Source organism: Paraburkholderia aspalathi (assembly GCF_905220735.1).
GTDB classification, from domain to species: Bacteria; Pseudomonadota; Gammaproteobacteria; order Burkholderiales; family Burkholderiaceae; genus Paraburkholderia; species Paraburkholderia aspalathi.
The window spans coordinates 104,296-118,244 of record NZ_CAJNBA010000006.1 but is presented as its reverse complement, the minus strand read 5'-3'; the positions used below and the strand labels follow the sequence as shown (position 1 = coordinate 118,244).

At 62.9% G+C, this 13,949-nt stretch carries 9 protein-coding genes; 5 read left to right on the top strand and 4 right to left on the bottom strand.

All coding sequences use genetic code 11. The features are described from left to right. Positions 1-394: 394 nt before the first annotated feature. The 3 genes from KHO30_RS29735 to KHO30_RS29725 all read left to right on the top strand — a co-directional run bounded on the left by KHO30_RS29735 (position 395) and on the right by KHO30_RS29725 (position 4,498). Positions 395-2,641, top strand: a complete 2,247-nt coding sequence (locus KHO30_RS29735) for a primosomal protein N' (protein WP_211703100.1) — start codon at positions 395-397, stop codon at positions 2,639-2,641. Between the two features lie 181 nt (positions 2,642-2,822). Beyond that, positions 2,823-4,253, top strand: a complete 1,431-nt coding sequence (locus tag KHO30_RS29730; RefSeq protein WP_093634670.1) for a YeiH family protein — start codon at positions 2,823-2,825, stop codon at positions 4,251-4,253. Then, positions 4,253-4,498 carry a hypothetical protein gene (locus KHO30_RS29725; protein ID WP_167378373.1) on the top strand — a complete coding sequence of 82 codons (246 nt, stop codon included), beginning with the start codon at positions 4,253-4,255 and terminating at the stop codon, positions 4,496-4,498. The genes KHO30_RS29730 and KHO30_RS29725 overlap by 1 nt, the downstream gene beginning before the upstream one ends. A 111-nt stretch (positions 4,499-4,609) precedes the next feature. Here the strand turns inward: KHO30_RS29725 and KHO30_RS29720 are convergent, their stop codons facing one another. After that, a complete protein-coding gene (locus tag KHO30_RS29720) occupies positions 4,610-4,780 on the bottom strand; it encodes a hypothetical protein (protein ID WP_167378372.1) in 171 nt (56 codons plus the stop codon). A 312-nt stretch (positions 4,781-5,092) separates the two neighbouring features. On the opposite strand from KHO30_RS29720, the gene putA reads away from it, so the two are divergent. Continuing rightward, positions 5,093-9,022 carry a trifunctional transcriptional regulator/proline dehydrogenase/L-glutamate gamma-semialdehyde dehydrogenase gene (putA, locus tag KHO30_RS29715; protein WP_211703099.1) on the top strand — a complete coding sequence of 1,310 codons (3,930 nt, stop codon included), beginning with the start codon at positions 5,093-5,095 and terminating at the stop codon, positions 9,020-9,022. 88 nt (positions 9,023-9,110) lie between these two features. Then, positions 9,111-10,259, top strand: a complete 1,149-nt coding sequence (locus KHO30_RS29710) for a branched-chain amino acid ABC transporter substrate-binding protein (RefSeq protein WP_211703098.1) — start codon at positions 9,111-9,113, stop codon at positions 10,257-10,259. Between the two features lie 98 nt (positions 10,260-10,357). Here KHO30_RS29710 and KHO30_RS29705 read toward each other — a convergent pair whose 3' ends face one another. From KHO30_RS29705 to KHO30_RS29695, 3 genes are all read right to left on the bottom strand, one after another. Then, positions 10,358-10,624 carry a PepSY domain-containing protein gene (locus KHO30_RS29705; protein ID WP_211703097.1) on the bottom strand — a complete coding sequence of 89 codons (267 nt, stop codon included), beginning with the start codon at positions 10,622-10,624 and terminating at the stop codon, positions 10,358-10,360. A 150-nt stretch (positions 10,625-10,774) separates the two neighbouring features. Continuing rightward, entirely contained in the window at positions 10,775-12,490 is a 1,716-nt protein-coding gene (locus KHO30_RS29700; protein ID WP_211703096.1) for a thiamine pyrophosphate-binding protein, read from the bottom strand. A gap of 60 nt (positions 12,491-12,550) precedes the next feature. After that, on the bottom strand, positions 12,551-13,939 hold the full coding sequence (locus KHO30_RS29695; protein WP_093634477.1) for an L-serine ammonia-lyase: 1,389 nt from the start codon (positions 13,937-13,939) through the stop codon (positions 12,551-12,553). Positions 13,940-13,949: the final 10 nt, after the last annotated feature.

Sequence of the window (13,949 nt, the reverse complement as noted above, 5' to 3'; positions counted from 1 at the left end):
CGGCAGGCCGTCAGATGGCGGTCCTGTGAAAGTCAAGACTTGACTTATGCACATTAATCACGCTGCGGCGCGGTAGAAGCTTTCGTCGTGCCCTAGCCCTTGCACATTGCAGGCGCATTTGATCTAAGCCTTGTCTGGCAAGGGTTTCAAGGGTTCACGGCAAAATGTGCGGAAACCCACAGAAGGCCGCTGCAGCGCGGTTCCCGGCCCATCTGAACGAAGTTCTCAACAAAGTTATCCACAGGCAAGCGGACCGATTGCAATTGTTCAGCCGAATCCAAAACTTAGCGCCGAAATTGAAGTTTTACTTTAACTTCGATGGGTTCGCCGTTTGCTCAATGTGCACCGTGACGCGGCGTCATGCCGCATCCATTCACCCGATTCACACCGCCGCGTGAGCGAAGTATTCGTCCGCGTCGCGCTGGATCATCCGCTGCCGACTTTGTTCGACTACCGCTGCGACACGCCCGAAAGTGTCGCGCCGGGCATGATGGTGAGCGTGCCGTTCGGCAAGCGTCACGTGGTGGGACTTGTGTGCGAAGTGACCACTCACAGTGACGTACCCGCTGACCGCCTGCGAGCGGTCACCCATGTCTGTACCGCCTGCCCGCCCGTGTCGACTGAATGGCTGCGGCTCGCAGCCTTCGCCGCGGACTACTATCAACGCGGCCTCGGGGAAGTGGCCCTGCCCGCTTTGCCGCAAGCCCTGCGCGACGCAGCGCGCTGGTCGCGCCTGTTCGCACCCGAGGAGCGCTACAGCCTGACCGCCGAGGGTCGCGCCGCGTTGCCGGAAACATTGCCGGCGCGTGCAAGCGCATTGCGCAAGCTTGCCCAAGCGCTAGCGGAAGCCGAGTTTCTGAGCGCCGCCGACGCTCGCGCGCTGCATCCCAAAGCCATGGCAACTCTGGACGCATGGCTGGCCGAAGGCTGGATCGCGCTTGAGGTGATCGAAGCCGCCGAGGTGCTCGCCACCCCCGCATCGCCAGATACCCCCGCACCCATCCTGCCCACGCTCACAGACGAGCAGGCGACTGCGGTCGAAGCGATCCGCGACGCGAACGGCTTCGCGCCCTTCCTGCTGCACGGTGTGACTGGTAGCGGCAAAACCGAGGTGTATCTGCGCGCGCTCGCCGAGATTCTGGCGGCGAAGCCCGACGCGCAGGCCCTCGTCCTCGTCCCTGAAATCAATCTGACGCCACAGTTCGAGTCGGCCTTCCGTGCGCGCTTTGCCGCGCTCGAAGGCACCTCGATCGTCACGTTGCACAGCGGCCTCGCGGAAGGCGAACGCGCCCGCAACTGGTTCGCGGCGCACACCGGGCGCGCACGCATCGTGCTTGGCACGCGGCTGGCGGTGCTTGCCTCGCTGCCGAAACTCGCGATCATCGTCGTCGACGAGGAACACGATCCGGCCTACAAGCAACAAGAAGGCTTGCGCTATTCGGCACGCGATCTGGCGATCTACCGCGGCAAGCAACTCGGTTTGCCGGTTGTGCTCGGCTCGGCTACGCCGTCGCTGGAAAGCTGGTGGCAGGCGGATCAGGGGCGCTATAAGCGTCTCACGCTGTCGCGCCGTGCAGTTGCCGAGGCCGTCCTGCCGACCGTCAGGTTGATCGATCTCGAAGAAGAGCGGCGGCGCGGGCGGGCCTCGGTGGAGGGTTTGTCCGGGCCGTTGATCGCGGCGTTGAAGGTGCGGCTCGAGCGCGGCGAGCAAAGTCTCGTGTTCCTGAACCGGCGCGGCTACGCACCACAGCTTTCCTGCGACGCTTGCGGCTGGGTGGCTGGTTGCCCGCGTTGCAGCGCCTACGTCGTGTTGCACAAACCTGAGCGCGCGCTGCGTTGCCACCACTGCGGCTGGGAATCGCGCATTCCGCGCTCGTGCCCGGAGTGCGGCAATGTCGACATCGCGCCGATGGGGCGCGGCACGCAACGCGTCGAAGAAACGCTGGCGAGCGCGGTGCCCGGCGCCCGCGTGCTACGCATCGACGCTGACAGCACACGCCGCAAAGGCAGCGCGCAGGCGCTGTTTTCCGATGTCCACGCCGGCGAGGTCGACATCCTCGTCGGCACGCAGATGATTGCAAAGGGCCACGACTTCCAGCGCGTGTCGTTGGTCGGCGTGCTGAACGCCGACACTGCCTTGTTTTCACACGATTTCCGCGCGAGCGAACGCCTCTTCGCGCAATTGATGCAAGTGAGCGGCCGCGCGGGCCGCGCCGGTTTGCCGGGCGAAGTGCTGGTGCAGACGCGCTATCCGCGCCATGCGCTGTATCACGCGCTGGGGCGGCATGACTACGTCGGCTTTGCCAATTCGACGCTGGCCGAGCGGCGCGACGCTCATCTGCCGCCGTTCGCCTATCAGGCTTTGCTGCGCGCCGAAGGCCGCACGCTCGAAGCCGCGCTCGCTTTCCTGCAACAGGCGGCTGCCGCGCTGACGGAGATCCCGGCCGCCGCGCGTGTGACGGTCTATGACGCCGTGCCGCTCACCATCGTCAAGGTGATGCACGTGCATCGGGCGCAATTGCTGATCGAAAGCGCGTCGCGGGCCGCGTTGCAGGCCACTTTGCGCGCCTGGCAGCCGATGCTGCGCGGCCTGAAAGGCGTGCTGCGCTGGAATCTCGAAGTCGATCCCCTCGACATCTGACGCCCGCTGCCGGCCGCTTTGCGACAGCTTCGCGGCATTACTCCTTTAAGTCATATTCATAGAGCGAATGGTCGTTTCGTTTTGCGCCACCGCTCGCCTATATTTCGCCGAATCGGCGCACCTTCAGGCAAAACTCAAAAATCCCGCGCCGACGCACCTCAACTTCCTCGGGGCATTTGCGATGAGCGATACCAACCAGACATTGCCGACTGGCGCCGCGCCCAGCAAACCGCGCAGTGACCATAGCGCACACGGCGGCGGGCTCTTTTCAACTGAAGACTGGTGGGCTGTCTGGATCGGCCTGCTGGTGATCGTCATTGCCTGGGCGCTGTTCGCCTCGGGCAGCAGCATCAAGTGGCTGGCGGTGGCGCCGGCCAAATGGGCGAGCGTGGGACAGGCCGCGCAGGACATCGGCAAGCATCTGCCGAACTATGTCGCGCTGTTCGTCGTATTCGCCGTGCTGTTCGGCGTGAGCCTTGCCGCGTTGAAGCAGCGGGTCGGCATTTTCCTGGGCTCGTTCCTGATCCTGTTCATCGCCTCGGCGCTGATTTTCACGCTGGGCGCGTGGATCAATGCGTCGAAGTACAACCTCGAGCCGCCATTGGTTGCGCTGGCGCTTGGCCTTCTGATTTCCAATGTGTTCACGTTGCCCGAGTGGTTTTCTGCGGGCTTGCGCGTGGAGTTCTATATCAAGGTCGGTATCGTGTTGCTCGGCGCGACGCTGCCGTTCACCTTGCTGGTGTGGGCGGGGCCGGTCGCGGTCGGGCAGGCGACCATCGTCTCGCTCGTGACGTTCTTCGTGATCTTCCTTGTCGCCAAGGCGCTCGGTCTCGACCGGCGCTTTGCGGCCGTGCTGGGCGTGGGCGGCGCGGTGTGCGGCGTGTCGGCGGCGATCGCGATTGCCGGTGCGGTGCGCGCCAAACGCGAACAGGCATCGGTGGCGATTACGCTGGTGGTCTTGTGGGCGATCGTGATGATTTTCGTGCTGCCCTTCGCGTCGCGCTCGCTGGGGCTCTCGACAGCGGTGGCGGGCGCATGGATCGGCACGTCGGAATTCGCCGACGCCGCGGGTATTGCCGCCGCGCAAGCCTACGGCGACTTCGCGAAGCACGCGGGTGGTGCGATTGCGGGCGCTCCCGAGGCATCGCTGCAGGCGTTCACGCTGATGAAGGTGGTCGGGCGCGATATCTGGATCGGTATCTGGGCGTTCGCGCTCGCCATCGTCGCGACGACGCGCTGGGAGTCGCAGGACAGCGGCGTCAAAGCCAAGGCCAACGCCGGTGAAATCTGGGCGCGTTTTCCGAAGTTCGTGATCGGCTTCGTGATCGCGTCGGCGCTGGTGACGTGGATCGCCAGCCACTACTCGCTGGCCGACTACCGCAAGGTCGTCACGCCCGAATTCGTCGCGCCGATCACGGCGCTACGCACATGGGCGTTCACGTTCTGTTTCCTGAGCATCGGCTTGACCACGCGTTTGCGCGCGCTTTCGGCCACCGGCCTGAAGCCGTTTCTGGCCTTCACGGCGGGCGTGGTCGTCAATATCGCCATCGGCTACGCGCTGTCCGCGCACGTGTTCGCACCGTACTGGAATAGCTTGGGGCAGGGCTCGTGATGAGCGAGGCGGTCCGCATCGCCGGCACGGCCCACGCGCGTTTCGATGCGTGCGCGCCGCGCTGTGCAAACTGCCGGTATCGCGCCGAGGATCGGCATTCACTGGAGCAGAGCATTCCGGGCCTCGCCGTGTTCAGTTCCGGGTTTGGCGCGAGCGTGGCGGACAGCCGGCTTTGCCGTCTGCACGACCAGCTCGTTTCACCTGACGACACCTGCGCTCAGTACGACCCCATTCCGCGCCAGTGACGCGCGCGTCGGCACCGCCGCCCGGTGTGAGCCGGCGGCGCGTACTTGCTTTAAGGTGTCGGTCGAGGAACGGCGTCCTGATGTCCATCATTAGCCGCCAGGCTTAGCCCCTCAATCGTTCAAAGCTGCCCGCGCATCGCCAGCCGATGCGCGCGATGCCGGACGCGCCTGCCTTCCTTCCGTCTCACGTTTGCCCGGGCCGCGCGTCGCGCCGCGGATGAACAGCACGCCGCACGTCGCGCACATCGCCCAGATGCCCAATATCACTAACCACTTTTCCATTTCGCCAGTCCTCTAAAACCCCGTACCGTTTTTATGTGCGTGCCTTGCGGCCGCGACCATCCATATTCTGTATAACGGCGCGCCGAGCGATCTGATAAGGGTAAAAGCGAAAAGAATCACGCCAGGGAAAGTACTGATCGCAACCGCCGTCGCCACGCGCAGCGCCATTCGGCGCAAACCCCCGCCGTACCGGGCTTTCAAAAAGGTGCAACCATGCGTTGAGCATGGTTGCACCTTTTTATTTGGAGGCGTACGATTCGCCCAACTTTTAGTCTTTCCCACCGAATTCGTTTGGTATCCGAAGAAGGAAACATGGCTAGCACCACCCTTGGCGTCAAGGTCGACGACCTCCTGCGTTCCCGGCTGAAAGATGCCGCCACCCGGCTCGAACGCACTCCGCACTGGCTGATCAAGCAGGCGATCTTCGCGTACCTCGAAAAGATCGAGCACGGCCAATTGCCGCCGGAATTGTCGGGCCATACCGGCTCGGCCGATCTGGCTGACGGCGCCGCGGTGGAGCACGAGGAAGACGGTGCGTCGCATCCGTTCCTCGAATTCGCGCAGAACGTGCAACCGCAATCGGTGCTGCGCGCGGCGATTACCGCCGCGTATCGCCGCCCCGAGCCGGAATGTGTGCCGTTCCTGCTTGGCCAGGCGCGTCTGCCGGCCAATCTCGCGGGCGACGTGCAGGCGATGGCCGGCAAGCTGGTCGAAACGCTGCGCGGCAAGAGCAAGGGTGGTGGCGTCGAAGGGCTGATCCACGAGTTTTCGCTGTCGAGCCAGGAAGGCGTGGCGCTGATGTGTCTCGCCGAAGCGCTGCTGCGTATCCCGGATCGCGCCACGCGTGACGCGCTGATCCGCGACAAGATCAGCAAGGGCGACTGGAAATCGCACGTCGGCCAGGCGCCGTCGTTGTTCGTCAACGCTGCAACTTGGGGCTTGATGATCACCGGCAAGCTGGTGGGGACCAACAGTGAGGCGAGCCTCTCGTCGGCGCTCACGCGTCTGATCGGGAAGGGCGGCGAGCCGCTGATCCGTAAGGGCGTCGATATGGCGATGCGCCTGATGGGCGAGCAGTTCGTCACCGGCGAGAACATCTCCGAAGCGCTCGCCAACAGCCGCAAGTACGAAGCACGCGGCTTCCGCTACTCGTACGACATGCTCGGCGAAGCGGCCACCACCGAAGCCGACGCGCAACGCTATTACGCCTCGTACGAACAGGCGATCCACGCGATCGGCAAGGCAGCCGGCGGTCGCGGCATTTACGAAGGCCCGGGCATCTCGATCAAGCTCTCCGCGCTGCACGCACGCTACTCGCGTTCGCAGCAGGAGCGCACGATGAGCGAACTGCTGCCGCGCGTCCGCTCGCTGGCGATCCTCGCGCGCCGCTACGACATCGGCCTGAACATCGACGCCGAAGAGGCCGACCGCCTAGAAATCTCGCTCGATCTGCTCGAAGCGTTGTGCTTCGATCCGGAACTGGCTGGCTGGAACGGCATTGGTTTCGTGGTGCAGGCGTATCAGAAGCGCTGCCCGTTCGTGATCGAATACCTGATCGATCTGGCGCGCCGCAGCCGTCACCGCATCATGGTCCGCCTCGTGAAGGGCGCGTACTGGGACACCGAAATCAAGCGCGCACAAGTGGACGGCCTCGAAGGCTATCCGGTCTACACGCGCAAGATCTACACGGACGTCTCCTACCTCGCCTGCGCGAAGAAGCTGCTTAGCGCGCCGGACGCGGTCTATCCGCAGTTCGCCACGCACAACGCGCACACGCTGTCGGCGATCTATCACCTCGCGGGCAATAATTACTACCCCGGCCAGTACGAGTTCCAATGCCTGCACGGCATGGGTGAACCGCTGTATGAGGAAGTCACCGGCCGCGATAAGCTGAACCGTCCTTGCCGCGTGTACGCTCCGGTCGGTACGCATGAAACGCTGCTCGCGTACCTCGTGCGCCGTCTGCTGGAAAACGGCGCGAACACCTCGTTCGTGAACCGCATCGCCGATGAAAGCGTTGCGATCAAGGACCTGATCGCCGACCCGGCCGACGAAGCCTCGAAGATCGTCCCGCTCGGCGCGCCGCACGCGAAGATTCCGTTGCCGCGCAACCTGTTCGGCGCCGAGCGTCTCAATTCGATGGGCCTCGATTTGTCGAACGAACATCGTCTGGCTTCGCTGTCGTCGGCGTTGCTGGCGAGCGCGCATCATCCGTGGCGCGCGGCGCCTATGCTCGAAGACAACGAAATCGCCGTGGGTGTCGCGCGTGATGTGCGCAACCCGGCCGATCATCGTGACCTCGTCGGCACTGTGGTGGAAGCGACCTCGGAACATGTGAGCGCCGCCATGGCCCACGCAGTCGCCGCCGCACCGATCTGGCAAGCGACGCCGGTCGACGCCCGCGCCGATTGCCTCGCGCGTGCCGCCGATCTGCTCGAAGCCCAGATGCACACGCTGATGGGTCTCGTGGTCCGTGAAGCCGGTAAATCGCTGGCGAACGCGGTCGCAGAAATCCGCGAAGCGATCGATTTCCTGCGCTATTACTCCACGCAGATCCGCAACGAGTTCTCCAACGACACGCATCGCCCGCTCGGTCCGGTGGTCTGTATCAGCCCGTGGAACTTCCCGCTGGCGATTTTCATGGGCCAGGTGGCTGCAGCTTTGGCTGCTGGTAACACTGTGCTCGCGAAACCGGCCGAACAAACGCCGCTGATCGCCGCGCAAGCCGTGCGTATCCTGCGCGAAGCCGGCGTGCCAGCGGGCGCGGTGCAACTGCTGCCCGGCAACGGCGAAACGGTCGGCGCAGCGCTGGTGGCCGATCCGCGCACTCGGGCGGTGATGTTCACCGGTTCGACCGAAGTCGCGCGTCTGATCAACAAGACGCTCTCGAATCGCCTCGATCCGGAAGGCAAGCCGATTCCACTGATCGCCGAAACTGGCGGCCAGAACGCGATGATCGTCGATTCCTCGGCGCTCGCTGAACAGGTGGTCGCGGACGTGCTGCAGTCGTCGTTCGACTCCGCCGGTCAACGGTGTTCCGCGTTGCGCGTTCTTTGTCTACAAGAAGATGTCGCGGACCGCACGCTCGAAATGCTGACGGGCGCGATGCGCGAACTGTCGGTGGGCAATCCTGATCGCCTGTCGATCGACGTCGGCCCGGTCATCGACCTCGACGCAAAGCGCGGTATCGACGCGCACGTCGCGGCGATGCGCGAGAAAGGCCGCAAGGTCGAGCAGCTGCCGATGCCGGAAGGCGCGGGACAAGGCACGTTTGTTCCGCCGACGCTGATCGAACTCGACAGCATCGACGAATTGAAGCGTGAAGTGTTCGGCCCGGTGCTGCATGTGGTGCGTTACCGCCGCAGCCAGCTGGACAAGCTGCTCGAACAGATTCGCACGACCGGCTACGGCCTGACGCTTGGCATTCACACGCGGATCGACGAAACGATCGCTCACGTGATCAGCCGCGCGCATGTCGGCAACATCTACGTGAACCGCAATGTGATCGGCGCGGTGGTGGGTGTTCAGCCGTTCGGTGGCGAAGGTTTGTCGGGCACGGGTCCGAAAGCAGGTGGTGCGCTGTATCTGCAGCGTTTGCTGGCGACGCGTCCGGCCGGGTTGCCGAAGTCGCTGGCCGATGCATTGATCGTTGATGTGCCGCAAGCCGGCGTGAACGGGGATAATCCGTCCGCCGCCTTGACGGCGCTGCGCGACTGGCTGATTAGCGAACAGCAACCGGTGCTGGCTGCGCGCTGCGACGGTTATCTGTCGCATGTGCCGGCGGGCGCAACTGCGGTATTGTCTGGGCCCACGGGCGAGCGCAACACGTACACGCTGGGTGCGCGCGGCACGGTGCTGTGTATCGCCTCGACGGCAAGCGGTGCGCGCGTGCAGTTTGCCGCAGCACTGGCTACGGGAAATCGCGCCTTGTTCGAAGGTGCGGCTGGTGAACAATTGGTGTCGCAGCTGCCCGCCGCGTTGAAGTCTTACGCAAGCGTGAAGAAGAGCGCAGATACACCGTTCGACGCCGTGCTGTTCGAAGGCGATAGCGATGAACTGCTGGCGCTGGTGAAGGAAGTCGCGAAACGTGCGGGACCGATCGTTTCGGTGCAGGGCGTCGCGGCGGGCGCGCTGGAAAGCGGTGATGAAGACTATGCGCTCGAGCGTCTGTTGACGGAACGCTCGGTCAGCGTGAATACGGCAGCAGCAGGCGGCAATGCAAATTTGATGACGATCGGTTGAGCGAACCTCATCGATTACTTCAAAAAACGGAAGCGGTACGGCGACCCCGAAAAACCGCTCCATCCACACCTGGTACCAAGGAGAAGCTATGCAACACAAAATGAAACAGCTGGCAGGCGCAGCGCTGGTTGCAGCAATGTCGCTGGCGGGGACGGCCAACGCTCAATCGACCGAAGACGTGAAGATCGGTTTTGCTGGTCCGATGACGGGCGCACAGGCGCACTACGGTAAGGACTTCCAGAACGGCATCACGCTGGCCGTGGAAGACATGAACGCCACCAAGCCGGTGATCGGCGGCAAGCCGGTTCGCTTCGTGCTGGATTCGGCCGACGACCAGGCTGACCCGCGCACCGGCACGACCGTTGCACAAAAGCTGGTGGATGACGGCATCAAGGGCATGCTCGGCCACTTCAACTCGGGCACCACGATTCCGGCTTCGCGGATCTACGCGAACGCGGGCATCCCCGAAATCGCAATGGCGACGGCGCCTGAGTACACGCAACAAGGCTTCAAGACCACGTTCCGCATGATGACGTCCGACACGCAGCAAGGTTCGGTCGCCGGCACGTTCGCGGTGAAGACCCTGGGCATGAAGAAGATCGTGATCGTCGACGACCGCACGGCTTATGGCCAAGGTCTGGCTGATCAGTTCGAGAAGGCAGCGAAGGCAGCAGGCGGCCAGATCGTCGATCGTGAATACACGAATGACAAGGCAGTGGACTTCAAGTCGATCCTGACCAAGCTGAAGTCGGTCAACCCGGACATGGTCTACTACGGCGGCGCGGATTCGCAAGCGGCACCGATGGTCAAGCAGATGAAGGCACTGGGCATCAAGGCACCGCTGATGGGTGGCGAAATGGTCCACACGCCGACCTTCATCCAGCTCGCGGGTGACGCAGCAAACGGCACGGTGGCATCGCTCGCCGGCCTGCCGCTGGAAGAAATGCCGGGCGGCAAGGACTACGTCGCAAAGTACAAGAAGCGCTTCAACGAAGACGTGCAAACGTACTCGCCGTACGCTTACGACGGCGCAATGGCGATGTTCGACGCGATGAAGAAGGCTAACTCGACCGATCCGGCCAAGTATCTGCCGCTGCTCGCGAAGACCTCGATGCCGGCAGTGACGGCAGCGAACCTCGCGTACGACGGCAAGGGTGACCTGAAGAACGGCGGCATCACGCTGTACAAGGTTGTCGACGGCAAGTGGACGACGCTGCAAAGCGTGGGCGGGAAGTAAGCGGTTTTTTCGCTGCTCGCTTTGACGTCAGAAACCCCGCTTCGGCGGGGTTTTTTTATGGCGCTTTGGGTTTGTGCTGCTTGCGTGAGCCGATGGCGTCAGTCCATCTTTTGCCGAATGACAGCAAGCGTCTTGGTGTCGTAGTTCAACTCCATCCTTCTGCCGTCCTGGTTGTAGGCCTCGACCTCGTAGCAGTTGTCGTCGATCTCGAACTTCGCGATCTTGTAACCTTGCGCTTCGATCTGCGCACGGGCGTCACTCTCCTTCATCCATTCTGCCGTTGGATGAACTGGACAGGACACGTCCATCGCGAACACCGCGCTCGACAATCCCAGCGCACCTGCAAATACAGCAGCCTTCAGCATACCGACTCCTTGAATCGTTCAGACGGATGGCTACCGTAGCCGATTCGTCAAACGCTGCACAAGGTGATCGCATGGTAAGTCTGCCGTACATCAAAGATTTGACTTAAGACTCGCCGGTGCCGAGGGATATTGCCCACAAGCCTTTTTTCGCTAAGCCGTCTCTCCGCGCAGCTTCCTTCCCTGCTCGCGAATCTGTTCCAACGTTGCACCCGGCGTGCTCGCCTCTTGCGGCATGCGAATCTCGATCACTGCCGCGCGTTTCGCTTCCAGAGAACGCTGCAACGCCGGCAGAAAATCTTCAGTCCGCTCAACTGTTTCACCATGTGCGCCGAACGACTTTGCGAATGCCGCGAAGTCCGGATTCGTGAGACCGGTGCCATGCACACGATTCGGATAGTGCCGTTCCTGATGCATCCGGATCGTGCCGAAGTGGCTGTTATTCACGACGATGAAAATCACATGCAAGTCGTATTGCATTGCCGTCGCGAGTTCTTGCGCGGACATCATGAAGCAGCCGTCGCCGGCTAATGCGACCACGGCGCGTTGCGGATACATCGACTTCGCCGCAATCGCCGCTGGGACACCGTACCCCATCGCGCCACTGGTCGGCGCGAGTTGCGAGCGGAAATGTCGATACGAGAAATGCCGATGCAGCCACGTTGCGTAGTTGCCCGCACCGTTCGTAAGGATCGCGTCTTCCGGCAGATGTGCGCGCAATTGCTGGATCACTTCGCCCATTTGCACGTCGCCGGGAATCTGGCGTGGTTTGCGCCAGTCGAGATACGCGCGATGCGCTTCTTCCGCAGCGCCGCTCCAAGCGAGCTTGTCGGACGACGGCTTTAACGCGGCAAGCAATGCTGCCAGTTCCGGCATGCCGGAGACAATCGGCAGATCCGCCGCATACACACGCCCGAGTTCTTCCGCTCCTTGATGCACATGCACCAACGTTTGTTTGGTCTTCGGAATATCGAGAAGCGTGTAGCCGTTGGTCGTCGCTTCGCCTAGCCGTGGACCGAGCGTGAGCAGCAGGTCCGCATCGCGGATACGTTGAGCCAGCGCCGGATTGATACCGAGCCCGACATCACCCGCGTAATTCGGATGCTCGTTGTCGAGCGTGTCTTGAAAGCGGAACGCGAGGCCGATCGGCAATTGCCAATTCTCGACGAAGCGTTGCAGATCGGCACATGCCGCAGGCGTCCAACCGCTGCCGCCGGCAATGACCATCGGCCGTTGCGCGCCTTCCAGCAATCGACGCAACTCGTCCATCTGCGCCGCAGACGGCGACGCCGCCACACGTTTGTACGCGGGTGCGCCGGCAACAAGATCACACGCTTCGCTCAACACATCTTCCGGCAACGACAACACGACCGGCCCCGGACGCCCCGACGTCGCCGTGTGAAATGCATGACTCAGATACTCGGGAATGCGTTTCGGATCGTCGATTTGCGCGACCCATTTTGCCATCTGACCGAACATGCGCCGGTAGTCGATTTCCTGAAAGGCCTCGCGATCGAGATGCTCACGCGCGCACTGACCGATCAGCAGGATCATCGGCGTCGAGTCCTGAAACGCGGTGTGCACGCCGATCGATGCATGCGTCGCACCGGGGCCGCGCGTGACGATCGCGACACCCGGACGTCCGGTCAATTTACCGACGGCTTCAGCCATGTTCGCGGCCGCCGCTTCGTGCCGGCAGACGATGGTCTGGATGCGATCTGTTTCGTCGTGCAGCGAATCGAGCACCGCGAGAAAGCTCTCGCCGGGTACACAGAAAACCCGTTCGACGCCATGCGTCAGCAGCGCGTCGACGACGAGACGTGCGCCGGTAGTCTGGGCAGTGGAAGAAGATTCAGAAGCGAGCGGCATTGCGATGAAGCCTCCAGTCATTGCGATGGGTGCGATCGGTGCGGTCGGGTCGTTGTGTTCTCAACACTCCACAATATTCACCGCCAACCCACCGCGGGACGTTTCCTTGTACTTCGTCTTCATATCCGCGCCGGTCTGCATCATCGTCTTGATCACAGAGTCCAGCGACACGTAGTGCGTGCCGTCGCCGCGCAGCGCCATTCGCGCGGCATTCACGGCTTTCACCGAGCCCATCGCATTGCGTTCGATACACGGAATCTGCACCATCCCGCCGACCGGATCGCACGTCAGCCCGAGGTTATGTTCCATGCCGATCTCGGCAGCATTCTCGACTTGCTCAGGCGTGCCGCCCATCACCGCGGCGAGCCCACCCGCGGCCATCGAGCAGGCCACGCCCACTTCACCCTGGCATCCCACTTCCGCGCCTGAAATCGACGCATTCAGCTTGTACAGAATGCCGATTGCCGCCGCCGTCATCAGGAAGTCGATCACACCCTGCTCGTTCGAGCCCGGCATGAAGCGCGTGTAGTAATGCAGCACCGCCGGGATGATTCCGGCCGCGCCGTTAGTCGGCGCCGTGACCACGCGCCCGCCCGCCGCGTTTTCTTCATTCACGGCGATGGCGTAGAGATTGATCCAGTCGACCATCGAAAGTGGATCGCGCAGCGCCAGCTCAGGATTGCCCGATAGCGCGCGATATAACTGCGGCGCGCGGCGCTTCACCTGGAACGGACCGGGCAAGTGGCCGTCGGCATCCGGATTGTTGATACCGCAGCCGCGCGACACGCACGACTGCATCACATTCCAGATCTTCAGCAAGCCCGCACGCGTCTCTTCTTCTGTATGCCAGACGCGTTCGTTTTCCCACATCAATTGCGCGATGCTCTTGCCGGTCGATTTGCACAGCGCGAGTAATTCGTTGCCGCTGCGGAACGAATGCGGCAATTGTTCGACGGCGCTCAGCACCTTCGTGTTCGGCGCGCCCGCCGTCACCACGAAACCGCCGCCCACCGACAGATAGGTCGACTCGCGCAGCGTCTCGCCTTGTGCATCGAGCGCGCGGAGTTTCAGGCCGTTCGGATGCTCGGCCAGCGCCTGGCGAAGAAACGAAATGTGATCTTTCTGGACGAACGGCACGTCGTGCGTGCCGAGCAAGGCGAGCTTGCGCGACGCCTTTACCGCTTCGAGCCGCTGCGCGATCGTATCCGGATCGACGGTGTCGGGCGCATCGCCCATCAGGCCGAGCATCACGCCGCGATCGGTGCCGTGACCCTTGCCGGTCGCGCCGAGCGACCCATACAGATCCACTTTCACCGACGCCGTCGCGCCAAGCAGCCCGTCACGTTCGAGCCCTTGCGCGAACATCAGCGCCGCACGCATCGGCCCGACCGTATGCGAACTGGACGGACCAATGCCGATTTTGAAGAGGTCGAACACGCTGACTGCCATTTACTGCTCC

What these genes read in the sequence shown, in the direction of transcription:
- KHO30_RS29700 (WP_211703096.1), bottom strand. Translation starts at nt 12,490, where the DNA reads ATGCCGCTCGCTTCTGAATCTTCTTCCACTGCCCAGACTACCGGCGCA.
- KHO30_RS29725 (WP_167378373.1), top strand. Translation starts at nt 4,253, where the DNA reads ATGAGCGAGGCGGTCCGCATCGCCGGCACGGCCCACGCGCGTTTCGAT.
- KHO30_RS29720 (WP_167378372.1), bottom strand. Translation starts at nt 4,780, where the DNA reads ATGGAAAAGTGGTTAGTGATATTGGGCATCTGGGCGATGTGCGCGACG.
- KHO30_RS29705 (WP_211703097.1), bottom strand. Translation starts at nt 10,624, where the DNA reads ATGCTGAAGGCTGCTGTATTTGCAGGTGCGCTGGGATTGTCGAGCGCG.
- KHO30_RS29710 (WP_211703098.1), top strand. Translation starts at nt 9,111, where the DNA reads ATGCAACACAAAATGAAACAGCTGGCAGGCGCAGCGCTGGTTGCAGCA.
- KHO30_RS29730 (WP_093634670.1), top strand. Translation starts at nt 2,823, where the DNA reads ATGAGCGATACCAACCAGACATTGCCGACTGGCGCCGCGCCCAGCAAA.
- putA (WP_211703099.1), top strand. Translation starts at nt 5,093, where the DNA reads ATGGCTAGCACCACCCTTGGCGTCAAGGTCGACGACCTCCTGCGTTCC.
- KHO30_RS29695 (WP_093634477.1), bottom strand. Translation starts at nt 13,939, where the DNA reads ATGGCAGTCAGCGTGTTCGACCTCTTCAAAATCGGCATTGGTCCGTCC.